The organism is Nonlabens sp. YIK11, from assembly GCF_001413925.1.
Taxonomy (GTDB): Bacteria; Bacteroidota; Bacteroidia; order Flavobacteriales; family Flavobacteriaceae; genus Nonlabens.
The window spans coordinates 1,649,277-1,664,275 of the sequence record NZ_LBMJ01000001.1; the positions used below are offsets into that span (position 1 = coordinate 1,649,277).

The window sequence follows — 14,999 nt, forward strand, 5'->3', positions numbered from 1 at the left end:
AATTTGAGAGCGGCTATTCTGCCTCATAGACCAGCTTCATAGTAATTGATGCTGTTTTTTCTTTGCTGCTGGTGTTATAGGTGCCACCCCAAGAATAATCCTCGGCGCTGTTTTGACCGGTAATTTGAAATACGCCCATATCTGCAGATATCAAATCGCCCAAACCGCCACCAGAATTGGCAGCAATCTGCTCGGCACGTATTCTGGCGTCTTCAGTTGCTTTAGAGATCATCTCGATTTTGAGATCAGATAATTTGGTGTAGTAATATCTAGGCGACTGTGAGTAAAACTGCACTCCTTGATTGAGCAACTCGGTTACCTCGCGAGATATTTTCTCAATTTTTTCTACTTCATTGGATTGCACTTCTATGGTTTGGGAGAGTTCATATCCATTGAAGGTTTCACCTTGATAATTACCATTGGCTCCATAAATAGGCGTGGTGTTTTTAGAAGTATTTACAGAGCTAAATACCATTATGGATGGATCGATACCTTTCCCTTTGAGGTAGGTCTCAATCGTTTGTTTATTGCTGGCAATTTGCTCATAGGCATCGCTCAAAACTGGACTGCTCGCCGTGAACCTTCCTTCCCAAACAATCAAATCAGACACAAAATCCTGACTACCTAGTCCGGTAACCTCAATGGTTCCCTGTTTTTGATTGCGATTCATAAAGGCATTTCCTAAAAAGATAGCAGACAGGACAATGGCCACTCCGAAGATGATGGCACTTAAAGCATTTTTCATGAGGAACAAGTTATAAGGTTAAATGTAGTATAATTTTGAAAAATATAATGTTAGGCTTTGGTTACCTTGCCGTTGTAAAAAGTTTATCCATGAAAAATACCTTGTACTTTTTGATTATCATCCTTCTTGCCTCGAGTTGTAAAAACCAGACAGATAGGATAGAAAATCCAGCCAGTGATGAGGTTGAAGTTACGGCTCAAAAACCTACACCAGTTGATTTGAGTCAAACCGATTTTGACTTTAAAACCTTTGAGGCAAGCAACAGTGATACAGATCTTACCAGTCCTACAAAATATGCGTTGTACTTGTACCCATCAACCTCTCGTGATTCACTGAAAATAGGAATGGATGTAGGAGGAATCATGATCGACGAGGAAAAAGCGGTGGCACTAGAAATGCCCGCAGGTGCGCTTTTCTACATCCGTAGCTATTACGCAGGTACTGGAAATAACTACTACGGTCTAGAAGAAAACGGCAAATTGACCATCTACAAAGGCAACGTAGTAGAACCACATCCAGAAGCAGAGCCTGAGCCAACGGTTTATGAAAAAATACATTCGGTAGAAGTTTTTGCAGACTCTATTGCTCAATAATACTAGAAGGTAGGATAACTGCGTTAATGATACACAGTCGATCTCAAAAGCGACTTTTTCATGCGTTTTCTTTTAGTGCTTTTCATTTTATCTTTCTTTACGGTTGACGCTCAGGAATTGGATGTTACGAGTGGTGCGGTCGCTATTGATGATGGCTATGCGTATCTAGTCACCAATAATGAACCTTATCCCATTACGGTCAAGCTGGATCTCAAACCCAACAATCTTAAGGCGAATACTTCTAAGCGTGTATTTGTAGTGCCAGCACATAGCGAAAACTTTGAGATACTCCAGCTGCACATGATCAAGCGAGATACTTACGGCTATAAAGCGAGCGCTTCATATCTCATAGGTAATCAAACCCAGGAACCACAGGATTTCTTGTATCATTTGCCATATGCTAGAACCGCTTCCTACCGGGTTTCCCAAGGCAACAACAGCAGCAGTACACATCGTGGTAAATATGCAATCGACTTTAGCATGCCTACGGGTACGCCGGTGCACGCCGCTCGTGGTGGCCTTGTCATCGCCGTTAGGGAAGATCAATCCTTAGGCTGCACAAAGCCGAAGTGTCTAGAGTATGCCAACTACATCAAAATCCTTCATGAAGACGGCACCATTGCAGAATATACGCACCTCATGGTCAATGGCTCACTGGTACGCAAAGGCGATAAGGTCAATAAGGACCAGCATATAGGCTATAGTGGCAATACCGGCTGGTCTACAGGTCCGCATTTGCACTTTACCGTGTATCGACCAGAGTTTTCTGGGCAGAACCGCACGATTCCCGTACGTTTCTGGCTGGGAAATTCCGTGGCGGCTTACGAGCTTCAAGAGAATCGGCATTATCGTAAGCCTTGATTTTAAAAGAATCCAGCTATTTATTTGTAGAGTAGATGGTTGGGAATTCGCTTTCGCGAAAGCGAACTATTCCACATCATTTTCATCATCAAATGCTTTATTTTTGGGAAAAAGCACCTTGCATGGATTTAGACTTCAACAAAAACGAAGATCACAATAAGTTACTATTATCGCAATTGCGTCAAAAACTGGCCAAAGTCAGTCTAGGTGGCGGCGAGAAGCGCATTGAAAAGCATCATTCCAAAGGAAAGATGACTGCTCGTGAGCGTATTGACTACTTGCTGGACGATGCAGAAAAAGCAGTGGAAATCGCAGCGTTTGCTGGTGATGGCATGTATGCAGAACATGGCGGCTGTCCCAGTGGCGGCGTTGTTGTCAAAATAGGTCACGTTGCAGGTCGTCAAGTGATTGTCGTGGCAAATGATGCTACCGTAAAGGCTGGTGCCTGGTTCCCGATTACGGGTAAGAAAAACCTACGAGCACAGGAAATTGCGATGGAGAACCGTTTGCCTATCATTTACCTGGTAGATAGTGCTGGCGTGTATTTGCCCATGCAGGATGAGATTTTCCCTGATAAAGAACATTTTGGACGCATATTTAGAAACAATGCCGTGATGAGCAGCATGGGAATCACCCAGATTGCAGCCGTGATGGGTAGTTGTGTGGCCGGTGGTGCTTATCTGCCTATCATGAGTGATGAGGCGTTGATCGTTGATAAAACGGGCAGCATCTTTTTGGCAGGTAGTTACTTGGTAAAGGCAGCGATAGGCGAGAGCATTGATAACGAGACTCTAGGTGGCGCGACGACACACTGTGAGATAAGCGGTGTTACTGATTATAAAGCCAAAGACGACAAGGATGCGCTGGACAAGATCAAGCGCATCATGGACAAAATAGGCGATTATGACAAAGCTGGATTCAACAAGGTCAAAGCGGTCAAACCAGCCAAGGATCCATCAGAACTGTATGGTGTTTTGCCACGAGAGCGCAGCGCACAGTATGACATGATGGAAATTATCGAGCGGGTTATTGACGCAGATACTTTTGACGAATACAAAGCTGGCTATGGTCAAACCATTATCACGGGTTATGCTCGTATCAATGGTTGGGCGGTTGGAATCGTGGCCAACCAACGTAAGATTGTAAAGACCAAAAAGGGCGAAATGCAATTTGGCGGTGTGATATATAGCGATAGTGCAGATAAAGCCACAAGATTTATTGCCAACTGTAACCAGAAGAAAATCCCGTTAGTGTTCTTGCAGGATGTTACTGGCTTTATGGTTGGTTCCAAAAGCGAACATGGCGGTATCATAAAAGATGGAGCAAAAATGGTGAGTGCCGTTTCCAACAGTGTGGTTCCTAAATTTACGATCGTGATAGGGAACAGCTATGGCGCTGGAAACTATGCCATGTGTGGAAAAGCATACGATCCACGATTGATCGTGGCATGGCCTAGTGCAGAACTTGCCGTGATGTCAGGAAATAGTGCTGCTAAAGTGCTGATGCAAATTGAAAAAGCTTCGCTAGAAAAATCGGGTAAGAAATTGACCGAAGAAGAAGAAAAAGAGCTTTTTGCCAAAACCAAAGACCGCTACGACGATCAGGTTTCACCGTACTATGCCGCTGCTAGAATCTGGACTGATGCGATCATTGACCCTATAGATACCAGGAAATGGATCTCCACGGGAATAGAAGCTGCCAATCATGCGCCTATTGCGAAGGACTTTAATCTTGGGGTGATACAGACGTAGACCTACGTACTCATGAAAAAGAAAATCATCTGGATAGCGATTTTAGGAATCATAGGATTTCTTGTTTATCAAGCTATTCATTTCTTTTTAGTTAAACAGGACAGCGTCAATTCCATCTATCTGATTCCGTCAGATAGCGTGTTCTTCTTTGAGATGGACGAGCCTATCTCAAATCTCAAAACACTTTCCAAAAGCGAGATCTGGGATCATTTCCAGTCTAATGAGCAGATTCACGCCATGAGTGCCAAGCTCAATGCCATTGATTCCATGTTTCAGTCAGATACAGATCTGTTTGAGATCATAGGCGATAGGGATCTGATCGTAAGTGCCCATATGATCAAGCGTGACGATTATGCCTTTTTATACATTGTGGATCTGGGCAAACTTTCCAGACTCAACCTGATCAAAGAGAATCTTAATCAGTTTGTGAGCGACGGTTTTAAGGTAAACAAACGCAATTTTGAAAACATCGAGCTCACTGAGATTACAGATCTAGAAAGCTTTGAAACGCTGACGATAGGTTTTATAGAAAACCAGATGATTGCATCTTACCATGCAAAATTGTTGGAAGACAGCATAAAAGAATTCCAGAATCCAGTCATAGGTCGTGATCTCCAGTTTCTCGAGGTGCAACAAGAGGTCAGGCAAAATGGCTTGCTGCGACTTTACCTTAACCACAAAAAACTGAAAGAATACTATCGGGTGTTCTCGATACAACCCAGCGAGTCGGTGGACATGCTTACCGATGATTTTGCCTACACCGGTTGGAACATCGATGAGAAAAACGACAGGCTGCTCACCGCCACCGGCTTTACCACCGGCAATGCAGCGACCACCAGCCTGATGCGCGCCCTAGAAGAAAGCGGCACGGCAGCCCGCGATATTCCTAAGGTATTACCACAGGAAACCGCATTTTTCATGAGTTTTGGCTTTGATGAGTTCACGCAGCTACACAACAATTTTTATGAGCTGCTTTCCACCTCAAATCCTGAATCCCTAGCGACCTATACCAGCGGCAGGCAACGTGTGGAGCAGTTTCTCGACATTTCCCTAGAGCAGGATTTTTACGATTGGGTGGATAATGAGATCGCTTTCGCGAAAGCGTACTCACCACAACTATCAGAACAAGAAGGACTGGCCGTGGTCTTTAAATCTAAAGATGTGGACGTGAGCAACGCAAGCCTTCAAAAAATCCAAGAGAAAATCAGGAAGAGAACGCCGGTCAAATTCAAGGCCGTGACCTATCGCGATTATCAAATCAATTATCTGGAAATCAAAGGGTTTTTCAAGTTGATTCTGGGCAATCTTTTTGAGCGTATCGAGAAACCGTATTATACGACCATTGATGATTATGTGGTTTTTAGCAATTCACCCAAAACCCTAAAATTGTTCATCGATGCCTATGAAGAGGACAACACGTTGGAAGAGGACGATTACTTCACCGATTTTGAGGACGAATTCAGTTCAAGAAGCAACGTGTTTGTTTATGTAAATACCAATCTTTCCATGAAGGCGGCGCAGGCTTATCTGACCGGAGAATCCAAGGAATTGCTCCAGAAGGAAGAGCTATTTTTCTCTCAACTGACTCAACTAGGCATGGAGTTGACCGCTCAAAACGATCAGTTTGTTTCTAAACTGGCCTTGCATTATGACAAGGATTACGACCTTGACGTTTTGAGATTAGAAGAAAAATACAAAGATTACCCAACTGATTTTGTAAGCGTCGATAACGAGATCGATACCAAAAGTATTTTTAGGATTGAGTTATTTCCCAGTGATTTTACCGCTAGTCGTTACGAAACCAAATATGCCAACGGCAAACTCAAAATGCGAGTGAGTTTAAAAGACGGCCAGCCGCATGGCGTTTACAAAGAATATTATCCAAGTGGTGACCTTAAGATCTCCGGTCGCTACAAAAATGGCGAGCAAACCGGCACCTGGAAGGTCTACGGTCGTGATGGGAAGCTGTTTTATAAAAAGCGGTATTGATCCTTTATATTTCCAAAGAGAACTGAGATCTGGAGGATTGGTTTTTTATTCTCGATAGAGACGTTTATATTTAGATTTTAAGTAAACAAATGACATATAACCGATCACTTTTTCTTTTATTCATAATTTGTTTACCTGCGGTAGCTTTATCTCAAGCAGCTGATTCTGAATCCTATAAAAAATACATTGCTATAAAGCAAGAAATAGAATCTGATCAGGACATTCTAGTGTTAAAAAATGATACTTTAGTTCGTGCAGATAGGGATTTTGGTGAGGTAAATGATAAAAGCATTTATCAAGATGATTTCCTTTATAATATGTATCTCAAGTACGTTTTTTCATTCAATGGGAAAAACTCCAAACCATCTACTGTAAATATTGTACAGTGGAAAAAACCCGTCCATATTTTTCTAGATCCTGAATTACCAAAACTTCTCAGAGACAATTTCCAAACGCACGTCAAATCAACTTATCAAGGAATTCCAAATTTGAACGTCGATTTTACTAATAAAAAGGAGAAGTCTAATGTGGCAGTCGCTAACACTAACGATTCAGTATATCGAATAAAACCTGGAAGTAAAAGCTACGAGCGTTACATAAAAAAATTTCCCGATGGTCTGCCTTATGACAACATCAAGGATGTAGAATGGAAAGGATATGACGGGACAAAATACCAAACGCTCATCAAGGTCAATTATAAAGAAATTGATAACGGTAGCGTTGCGCTTAAAAAACTGAAACATCTTTTTTATCACGTGATCACCAACTTTAGAAATTCTACAGATGGCAATGTTGCTAGCCTTAACACGTATGCTTACGAAAATAATGAACGGGTAGAGGAAATGGATATTGAATTATTAAAAATGCATTACCATATTCTATGGAAAGTCGGACCTAGATTTGACGATTTCATTAAACTTACCAAACCAGACTATGAATAAAATTTTAGGGTATATTTTAATAGCACTTTGTTGTAATACCATCACTGCACAGCATTCGCCATCTGTTGTTGATTCTATTCGATTGAGAGACTTTTTGAAGTTTACCAATCAATCTTTAGAAGATATACCTAAGGAAACTATGATATTTAAAGATCGAGATACTCTCATTCTTTTCAGATTTGCTGACAATCCTAACAAAGACTTAATCACTGTACCATTTGATTATCGTTCTAAAAAGTTTACGGACATCTACGAAAAAGTTGCTTTCAAGGATCCGAATGTTAGAGACACATTTCCCGCAAGTATGAAATATTGGAAAGATGAAATGCGTATTTATTTTTCTAAAGAAGTACATCGAAAAGACAGGAAAGGGTTAACTGACTTTGCCTTAAACATAGCCAGTAAAGTGGACAGTCTTAAAATGGATATTGTGAATAATGTTGAGGATTCCAATTTTGTAGTTTACTACAAAGGGTCTTACGAATATGAACCTAGAATGAGTTCAAGTGCGGTAGACTTTTATTTAAGCTGGAAAGGTGCTTTTATTGAAAAGGGCGCACTGAGGATTGACCCAGAAGTATACTTCAACCAAGAAATGCGCCTGAAGCAATTGAAAAGATATTTTGTGAAGACACTAGGATATTTTGAAGACACAAGAGAACTCGACTGCAATAGCTATTTCTCCTCATGTGTAGATGCTCCTGAAGAATTGAGTCAACTAGATTTAGAATTAATTCAATACCATTATTCCTATGGTTTCTGTAAAGGGGCGACTTTAAAAATGTATCAAGAACAATTAGATGCTGCTGAAATCTTCAGGGATAAGCCAGATTCTTACAGAGTAGCCCATCCAAAAAGCATCTTCAAGCGTACTTAGCCTAAAAGAGCACCCATCTGCTGCTGTAAGTTTTGCGCTTTTTTCCTCGCCGCATCTGCAAAGTCTTGCCCATTTGATGCATAGATAATTCCACGAGAAGAATTGACCAGCAATCCTATCTGATCGTTTGCGCCGTATTTAAATACTTCTTCCAGACTGCCACCTTGTGCGCCTACACCAGGAACGAGTAAAAAAGAACCTGGAACAATCTGTCTGATTTCTTTAAGGTATTCAGCCTTTGTAGCGCCCACGACGTACATAAGTCGGTTGGAGTTTTTGTATTGGGAAGCTTTCTGTAAAACCTGTTGGTAGAGCGGTTGGTCAGCTGCAGTTAAGGTTTGAAAATCAAATGCACCAGCGTTGGATGTCAATGCCAAAAGTATTGCAAACTTGCCCTCAAACTCAAGAAACGGCTCCACACTGTCCTTGCCCATATAAGGTGCAATTGTCACGCTGTCAAAGTTGAGGTCTTCAAAAAAAGCCTTGGCATAGCGCGAGCTGGTATTGCCTATATCACCGCGTTTGGCATCTGCAATGGTGAAGTGGTTAGGATAATTCTCATTTAGATAATTAATCGTTTTATCCAGTGATTTCCAACCCTTCACACCGTAAGCTTCAAAAAAGGCGGTATTGGGCTTATAGGCCACGCACAGGTCATGAGTGGCGTCGATAATCGCTTTCGCGAAAGCGAACAAAGGATCTTCTTCCTGCAACAAATGCGATGGAATCTTCTCCAAATCCACATCAAGACCTACGCATAGGAATGATTTCTTAGTTTTTATTTGATCGGAAAGGTTTTGAGGAGTCATTAAATGGAGTCGTTAAGGATCATTTTTCGCATCCTTAAATCCTGTCGAAGCATAGCATCGTAGTATTTAATTTGCTCTTTGTAATAATGATAATTTTTTTGATAATACCTGCCAGCTGAGTTTATGATAAATATGCCTATGCAGTCTGTGGGTTTGTCAAAATAGCGTTTAGCTAGAAACTGATTCCTATCGCCATGAAAATCTGGATCCAATTCATTCATCTCCTTTCCTAATTCTTCATCCTTTTCTACAAAATGAACACTGACTTCTGAAGAATCTATTTCACTGAGGAATTCGATAAATTGAGATTTTTGCTTTTTAAGTCTCCGTTTAGGGCTTTTAGATAATTTGCCGAATGGACATTTATAATTAGAATAGGTGTAATGAATTAAAAGTATATCCTTACCATCCCAATTATAACTTGATTTAAACTTGTCTAGATTTTCTTGAATTACCTGACCTTGATAATCAAATCTCGTTTTCCAAGATTCGTTTTTTGCATTTTGACCGTAAATAGTGGTGCAAACAAAAAATAGCAATGTTGGTATTATTGAATTACTCCAATTCATAGTTTGGTATTTGGTCTTTCAATTTCGCAATATAAAAGGCCACTTGCTGTTGACTGTACGACCTGTTTTCCTGATAAAACTTACCTTCTTTATTGACTACCAGTACATTTTCACACTCACGGGCATTGTTGAAGAAGTGATCCAATAAAAACCCTTTTTCATCCCAATAGTAGCGATTGGAATAAGATCCAAAGGCCTTGCCGTAGCGCTCACTGGCTTCTACGTGAACTACTTTGGCACCCATTAGATCAATGTCTGAATAAAAAGAATCCCAATAATTACGTGCACGGTCGTATCTGGTTTTGGGATCTGTAGGTTTGTTATAGGGAATGGCGCAGTTATCGTCAGATAAATTATAATTGATTACCAGAACATCTTGAGTCCATCTAAACGTATCTTTTAGAAACTGTAGATCTTCTTGATTAAACGTACCAGCATAATCGTACCTCAAATTATCTGCAGGATTGCCTACAATCTTATTTTGAGGATTGAGCTGTTTGTTGGCCTGTTGAATACCACAACCAGTCGTAAAAGTGATAAGGAGTAGACCCGTTAAAAACTTTAAAGTTTTTGAAAAGTCACTAGATAGAATGGTTAGACTCGATTCTCGCATGCTGTAGCAGGTTGATGTATCTTGATACTTTATTTGAGAGTAACGTTAGCTATTTTCTCATCACCATGATAAATCTCAAAGTTTTTTAATTCCTTAGGTAACGCAAAATACAAATCTAGTTTGCATGATTTAAGATCTTCTGGTTCAAGATAAGATGGAATGACTTTAGGTTTTTTCTTCGTTCCAAAGTTGATTTCTGGAGATATGTTTTCAAAGCCGTCAAGACCATAATTTTGGAAAGTGTCTTCAATATCAGGATCGTAGGATACCAGATCTTTCACTTTTTGTGCATCTATAGGATTGTAGGCTAGTCTATCAAAGGGTATAAAGATCCAGCCAGCTGCATAATTATACCTAACATCCAGCGGCCGCACCCTAACCTTAGCTTCATTAGATACCAAGTAAAATTTGTTGGGGTCAAAACTTTCTTTTTTACCTGTTGAAGATTTAAGGCGTAGTCTTACCTGAGCTTTTTTAGTCTGTTTTGAGGTTTTTATCGTGTATTCCCAAGTGGAACCAGATGCTTTCTTTGCCTTGATCAACTTCAACTTGAAGTTGTCAGACGTTACATAGTCCTGACTCATCGCCGTAATTCCAGAGAATACAAAGAAGCAGATAAGTAGTCTTTTTAGAATATTCAATAGTTCAATGTTATTCAATTAAAATCTTAGGCCATCAATTTAAATAGGGAATACTAATTTCATACGAAGCATTCTTATTTTTATAATTTAAAGGCTTTTTGTCATTCATCTAATTACTTCTATGGTTAAGGCAAAAAAAGCGTGAAGCTTCAAAAGCGTTTAGATACCATCTTCATTCATTTGCATCTTTTCGGTATTGTCGACCAGTTGTAGCTCATCAATAATCTTTTGAACATCACCATTGATGATGTTGTCCAGATCATACAAAGTTAGGTTGATTCTATGATCTGTCACACGACCTTGCGGATAGTTGTAGGTTCTGATTTTGGCACTACGGTCACCAGAGCTTACCATGCTTTTACGCTTGGCACTGTCGGCTTCCATTTTCTTGGCCAGCTCGATCTCGTACAATCGGGAGCGCAGTACCTTCAATGCTTTTTCAAGGTTTTTGTGTGAGGACTTCTCATCCTGGCAACTCACGATCATACCGGTAGGTTCGTGGTGCAGCTTGATGGCAGAATAGGTTGTATTTACCGATTGTCCACCAGGACCTGTCGAGGTAGTGCGCTCGATACGCACCTCACTCATGTCCAGCTGTACATCAAATTCCTCTGCTTCTGGTAGTACCATCACCGTTGCGGCACTGGTATGCACACGACCTTGAGTTTCAGTTTGTGGGACACGTTGTACGCGATGTACGCCAGCCTCAAACTTGAGAGTGCCGTATACATCATCACCATTAACCTCAAAAATAATTTCTTTGTAGCCGCCACTGGTTCCATAACTGGTGTCGACCACGTTGGTGCTCCAGCCTTTACTGGAACAGTATTTTTCATACATCCTGAAAAGATCACCAGCGAAGATACTTGCCTCATCACCACCAGTTCCAGCACGAATTTCCATTACGGCATTTTTAGCATCCTCAGGATCCTTAGGGATCATCATCATGCGTATCTCTTCTTCCAGTTTTGGAATGGCTTCTTTGGCTTCATCCAGCTGCATTTGCGCCATTTCTACCATATCAGGATCGCTGCCGTCTGCCAGGATCTCTTGTGCTTCTTCAAGGTTTGAGGTAAGTGTGATGTATTCTTCACGCTTATCCATCAAGTCCTTAAGGTCTTTGTATTCCTTAGTTAACGAGACGTATCGTTTCTGGTCAGAAATAATATCTGGCTGAATGATCAGGTCATTCACCTCGTCAAACCTATTTTTTACTATGTTTAATTTATCTAGCATCTTCTTTTCTCAAGTCCTGCGAAAATACGGAAATTGCACTGAATTGCGAACCACAACCTCAAAATGAAAACCACACAAACCCTAGGTCTAGGCGGCGGCTGCCACTGGTGTACAGAGGCGGTTTTCCAGCAATTGAAAGGAGTTTCCAATGTGAGACAAGGCTACATCAAAAGCGAGTCACCCATCGATAGCTGGAGTGAGGCGATCTTGCTGGATATTGATCCAGCCATGGTGAGTTTTGAAAAAATTCTTGATGTGCATCTGGCCACGCATGCCTCTACAGTAGCACACCAGCGACGATCAGAATATCGCAGTGCGGTTTATGTGATGAATGACGCTCAAATGGAAGAGGTGAAGGTGGTGATGAGTTCGCTTTCGCGAAAGCGAAATAAAAAATACATCACGCAAATCCTACCATTTGCAGACTTTAAGGCATCGCGGGAATCTATACAGGACTATTACCGTACACGACCCGATGCGCCGTTTTGTGTGAAATACATTGAACCAAAGTTGGAAATTGTAAGGAAGTTCAATGAATGATATTCTATATCTTCACTTTGTTTTTGTGAAACACATGAATTTGAGAGCTAAAATAAAGGGTTAAGCACTAGGAATGACGTTATTTAAAAGGTTGCCTGTTTTATACCTGTTACCGTTGCTGTTGCTTTATATAGTGGTGGCTCTTTTGACCATAGATACAGAATTAGGCGGCGATCAAGCTCGATACTTGATGTATGCGCAAAATATTATTGATGGTGGCTATGCCATTGATGGGCCTTTATTTTTATGGAACGGACCAGGTTATCCCATTATTTTGGCACCATTCGTTTGGCTAGGCATGCCACTAGCGGCGTTGAAGTTTATCAATGTTTTCTTTCTGTTTTCAGGCATTGTGCTTTTCTACCGCACATGCTTGCGTTTTTTATCGGTAAGACATGCTTTATGGGGTGCCTATCTTTTAGGTTTGTACTATCCACAGGTGAGTTTTTCTCTTAGGTACCTTCTTTCAGAAGGTTTTGCTTTTTTTCTGGCTAGCACTATACTGTTTCTATTCTGTGAAATTCTGAATAGGTTTTCTATAAAGAAATTGATTCTAGCATCTCTGGCTCTTGGGTTTCTTATTCTCACCAAGGTCATTTTTGCATATGTCGTTCTTGGGTTTATATGCGTTTTGCTGGTGCTTATCGCATTCCGTACGTTTAAAGCCAAGTGTTATCGTTTGATCTTGATCTGTCTACTAGCTAACGCCGTAACGCTGCCATACTTGACGTACACTTATAGCTTGACCGGTGAATTTCCTTATTATGCCAATTCTGGTGGGCAATGTCTGTACTGGTTGAGTACGCCGTATGAAGGTGAGCAAGGTGAATGGGTACTGGTACGAGGCCGGGAATTTGAAAAAAAGCCGCAGTTTGAGAACCACAACGAGTTTTTCAATTCTATTGAAACACTAGAACCTGTTGAGAAGGATAAATATTTAAAGGAGAAAGCTTTTGAGAATATCTTGAGCTACCCAAAAAAGTTCTTGAAAAACTACATCTCAAATGTGAGTAGGTTATTTCTGGATATTCCTAATAGCTATACGTATCAAGAGTTTTCTTTTATTCTTCTGGCCGTGCCCAATAGTTTTTTGTTTGTGTTCATCTGCTTGAGTACTGTAATGATGATTCCACTAAGGAAGAGGCTGCCATTGGTTGTCACGGCATCTGCAGCATTTGCAATTATTTATCTTTTAGGGAGCTCATTGCTCTGTGCATATTCCCGGATGCTTTTTCCCGCTTTACCGTTCTTGTTTTTTTGGATTTTTTACATGATCTATCTATGGAAAAATCCAGAAGCAGGAATTACAATGGATTAACTTGATCGAAAAAGAAATTGCCGGCTTTCAACACTAGCTTGTACTTGAAGTTTGTTTTATGAAATAGGCAATGTTACCAGGAATACTTAGTATTCAAAAGTTCCAAATTCACTTTTAATCGTCAGTTTTTTGGAATCGGCAGCTTCTACACGTCCGATAATTTGAGCTGGTACGTTAAAGGACTCTGAGATTGAAATGATATCTCGTGCGATCGACTCATTCACGTATAGCTCCATACGATGTCCCATGTTGAATACCTGATACATTTCCTTCCAATCAGTTCCAGACTCTTCCTGAATCATCTTAAACAAAGGTGGTAAATCAAAAAGCTGATCCTTAACAATGTGTAAATTCTTTATGAAATGTAGAATTTTAGTCTGAGCGCCACCACTACAATGTACCATGCCATGTAGATGCTCTCTAGAAACACTGCTCAATATTTTCTTGATGATAGGCGCATAGGTGCGAGTAGGCGAGAGCACTAATTTACCTGCATCAATAGGACTGTTCTCAATGGAATCGGTTAAATGTTTTGATCCAGAATAAACCAAATCTTCTGGAACGGCTGCGTCAAAACTTTCAGGATATTTAGAGGCCATAGACTTATGGAACACATCGTGTCTTGCACTGGTAAGTCCATTACTTCCCATACCGCCATTATAGGCGGATTCGTAGGTGGCTTGTCCATAGCTAGCCAAACCAACAATAACATCTCCAGCCTGGATGTTTGCATTGTCCACGACATCGCTGCGCTTCATTCGAGCAGTAACCGTGGAGTCTACAATGATCGTACGAACCAAATCGCCTACATCTGCCGTTTCACCACCGGTAGAGATGATTTCTACCCCATGTTTTTTTAGGTCTGCAATGAGTTCTTCCGTACCATTGATGATGGCACTGATGACCTCGCCAGGAATAAGGTTTTTATTGCGTCCTATGGTACTGGACAATAAGATATTGTCTGTGGCACCTACACAAAGCAGGTCATCAATATTCATGATGAGTGCATCTTGTGCAATTCCTTTCCATACAGAGATGTCGCCTGTTTCTTTCCAATAAGTGTAAGCAAGGCTAGACTTGGTACCTGCGCCATCTGCATGCATTATGAGACAATGGTCGTTTGAGCCGGTCAAATAATCTGGAACAATCTTGCAAAAAGCCTGTGGGAACAAGCCTTTATCTACATTTTTAATCGCATTATGTACATCTTCTTTACCTGCACTAACGCCGCGTTGCGCGTATCTTTTGGAAATCTCATTGCTCATAAGGCAAAAATACTATTTAAGATCCTAGATTTTCTTGTGAAGGTGAAGGAATCTATTGAAGCAAGGAAATGACTTGAAGCAACTTCTTTTAAACTAAAGGAGTTAGTCTTTACGTCTAGAAGATCCTTGACTTGCTAGAATGCTATCGACCGCGTGTTTAGGACTTTAATTATGACTGTTTAGATATCTAGCGTTAATTAATGCACAAAGTAATTAAGCCTTTGAGCCACTAATTAATCAAAAAAAATCCC

Annotated in this window: 15 protein-coding genes; 8 read left to right on the forward strand and 7 right to left on the reverse strand. The window is 40.7% G+C overall.

The window, feature by feature from the left end:
• Positions 1 to 13: 13 nt before the first annotated feature.
• Entirely contained in the window at positions 14 to 745 is a 732-nt protein-coding gene (locus AAU57_RS07470) for an SIMPL domain-containing protein (protein ID WP_055412311.1), read from the reverse strand.
• Between the two features lie 89 nt (positions 746 to 834).
• Here AAU57_RS07470 and AAU57_RS07475 point away from each other — a divergent pair, with 89 nt between their 5' ends.
• The 6 genes from AAU57_RS07475 (at position 835) to AAU57_RS07500 (ending at position 7,757) form a co-directional block, all read left to right on the forward strand.
• Complete coding sequence (locus tag AAU57_RS07475; RefSeq protein ID WP_156340044.1) at positions 835 to 1,338, forward strand: hypothetical protein; 504 nt, start codon at positions 835 to 837, stop codon at positions 1,336 to 1,338.
• A gap of 60 nt (positions 1,339 to 1,398) precedes the next feature.
• On the forward strand, positions 1,399 to 2,199 hold the full coding sequence (locus AAU57_RS15235; protein ID WP_055412313.1) for a M23 family metallopeptidase: 801 nt from the start codon (positions 1,399 to 1,401) through the stop codon (positions 2,197 to 2,199).
• A 122-nt stretch (positions 2,200 to 2,321) separates the two neighbouring features.
• Entirely contained in the window at positions 2,322 to 3,950 is a 1,629-nt protein-coding gene (locus tag AAU57_RS07485; RefSeq protein ID WP_055412314.1) for an acyl-CoA carboxylase subunit beta, read from the forward strand.
• Between the two features lie 12 nt (positions 3,951 to 3,962).
• Entirely contained in the window at positions 3,963 to 5,939 is a 1,977-nt protein-coding gene (locus AAU57_RS07490; RefSeq protein WP_055412315.1) for a DUF3352 domain-containing protein, read from the forward strand.
• Between the two features lie 89 nt (positions 5,940 to 6,028).
• The gene (locus AAU57_RS07495; protein ID WP_055412316.1) at positions 6,029 to 6,880 is read left to right on the forward strand and encodes a hypothetical protein; all 852 of its coding nucleotides are present in this window, start codon (positions 6,029 to 6,031) and stop codon (positions 6,878 to 6,880) included.
• On the forward strand, positions 6,873 to 7,757 hold the full coding sequence (locus AAU57_RS07500) for a hypothetical protein (RefSeq protein WP_055412317.1): 885 nt from the start codon (positions 6,873 to 6,875) through the stop codon (positions 7,755 to 7,757). The genes AAU57_RS07495 and AAU57_RS07500 overlap by 8 nt, the downstream gene beginning before the upstream one ends.
• On the opposite strand, the gene pyrF is transcribed toward AAU57_RS07500, so the two are convergent.
• The 5 genes from pyrF to prfA all read right to left on the reverse strand — a co-directional run bounded on the left by pyrF (position 7,754) and on the right by prfA (position 11,625).
• Complete coding sequence (gene pyrF, locus AAU57_RS07505) at positions 7,754 to 8,566, reverse strand: orotidine-5'-phosphate decarboxylase (RefSeq protein WP_055412318.1); 813 nt, start codon at positions 8,564 to 8,566, stop codon at positions 7,754 to 7,756. The genes AAU57_RS07500 and pyrF overlap by 4 nt on opposite strands.
• Positions 8,566 to 9,135: a hypothetical protein gene (locus AAU57_RS07510; protein ID WP_055412319.1), complete on the reverse strand. Its 570-nt coding sequence runs from the start codon at positions 9,133 to 9,135 to the stop codon at positions 8,566 to 8,568. The genes pyrF and AAU57_RS07510 overlap by 1 nt, the downstream gene beginning before the upstream one ends.
• Positions 9,122 to 9,748 carry a hypothetical protein gene (locus tag AAU57_RS07515; RefSeq protein ID WP_055412320.1) on the reverse strand — a complete coding sequence of 209 codons (627 nt, stop codon included), beginning with the start codon at positions 9,746 to 9,748 and terminating at the stop codon, positions 9,122 to 9,124. The genes AAU57_RS07510 and AAU57_RS07515 overlap by 14 nt, the downstream gene beginning before the upstream one ends.
• Positions 9,749 to 9,777: 29 nt before the next feature.
• Entirely contained in the window at positions 9,778 to 10,389 is a 612-nt protein-coding gene (locus AAU57_RS07520) for a hypothetical protein (protein ID WP_156340046.1), read from the reverse strand.
• Positions 10,390 to 10,548: 159 nt separating this feature from the next.
• Positions 10,549 to 11,625 carry a peptide chain release factor 1 gene (gene prfA / locus AAU57_RS07525; protein WP_055412322.1) on the reverse strand — a complete coding sequence of 359 codons (1,077 nt, stop codon included), beginning with the start codon at positions 11,623 to 11,625 and terminating at the stop codon, positions 10,549 to 10,551.
• Positions 11,626 to 11,688: 63 nt separating this feature from the next.
• Between prfA and AAU57_RS07530 the strand changes: the two genes are divergently transcribed.
• Both AAU57_RS07530 and AAU57_RS07535 read left to right on the forward strand, forming a co-directional pair.
• Complete coding sequence (locus AAU57_RS07530) at positions 11,689 to 12,165, forward strand: peptide-methionine (S)-S-oxide reductase (RefSeq protein ID WP_055412323.1); 477 nt, start codon at positions 11,689 to 11,691, stop codon at positions 12,163 to 12,165.
• 73 nt (positions 12,166 to 12,238) lie between these two features.
• Positions 12,239 to 13,483, forward strand: a complete 1,245-nt coding sequence (locus tag AAU57_RS07535) for an ArnT family glycosyltransferase (RefSeq protein WP_055412324.1) — start codon at positions 12,239 to 12,241, stop codon at positions 13,481 to 13,483.
• Positions 13,484 to 13,569: 86 nt separating this feature from the next.
• Here AAU57_RS07535 and AAU57_RS07540 read toward each other — a convergent pair whose 3' ends face one another.
• The gene (locus AAU57_RS07540; protein WP_055412325.1) at positions 13,570 to 14,748 is read right to left on the reverse strand and encodes an AIR synthase related protein; all 1,179 of its coding nucleotides are present in this window, start codon (positions 14,746 to 14,748) and stop codon (positions 13,570 to 13,572) included.
• Positions 14,749 to 14,999 lie beyond the last annotated feature (251 nt).

Bases quoted from the DNA above. Each gene is read 5' to 3' on its own strand.
- AAU57_RS07470 (WP_055412311.1), bottom strand. From the start codon at position 745: ATGAAAAATGCTTTAAGTGCCATCATCTTCGGAGTGGCCATTGTCCTG.
- AAU57_RS07475 (WP_156340044.1), top strand. From the start codon at position 835: ATGAAAAATACCTTGTACTTTTTGATTATCATCCTTCTTGCCTCGAGT.
- AAU57_RS15235 (WP_055412313.1), top strand. From the start codon at position 1,399: ATGCGTTTTCTTTTAGTGCTTTTCATTTTATCTTTCTTTACGGTTGAC.
- AAU57_RS07485 (WP_055412314.1), top strand. From the start codon at position 2,322: ATGGATTTAGACTTCAACAAAAACGAAGATCACAATAAGTTACTATTA.
- AAU57_RS07490 (WP_055412315.1), top strand. From the start codon at position 3,963: ATGAAAAAGAAAATCATCTGGATAGCGATTTTAGGAATCATAGGATTT.
- AAU57_RS07495 (WP_055412316.1), top strand. From the start codon at position 6,029: ATGACATATAACCGATCACTTTTTCTTTTATTCATAATTTGTTTACCT.
- AAU57_RS07500 (WP_055412317.1), top strand. From the start codon at position 6,873: ATGAATAAAATTTTAGGGTATATTTTAATAGCACTTTGTTGTAATACC.
- pyrF (WP_055412318.1), bottom strand. From the start codon at position 8,566: ATGACTCCTCAAAACCTTTCCGATCAAATAAAAACTAAGAAATCATTC.
- AAU57_RS07510 (WP_055412319.1), bottom strand. From the start codon at position 9,135: ATGAATTGGAGTAATTCAATAATACCAACATTGCTATTTTTTGTTTGC.
- AAU57_RS07515 (WP_055412320.1), bottom strand. From the start codon at position 9,748: ATGCGAGAATCGAGTCTAACCATTCTATCTAGTGACTTTTCAAAAACT.
- prfA (WP_055412322.1), bottom strand. From the start codon at position 11,625: ATGCTAGATAAATTAAACATAGTAAAAAATAGGTTTGACGAGGTGAAT.
- AAU57_RS07530 (WP_055412323.1), top strand. From the start codon at position 11,689: ATGAAAACCACACAAACCCTAGGTCTAGGCGGCGGCTGCCACTGGTGT.
- AAU57_RS07535 (WP_055412324.1), top strand. From the start codon at position 12,239: ATGACGTTATTTAAAAGGTTGCCTGTTTTATACCTGTTACCGTTGCTG.
- AAU57_RS07540 (WP_055412325.1), bottom strand. From the start codon at position 14,748: ATGAGCAATGAGATTTCCAAAAGATACGCGCAACGCGGCGTTAGTGCA.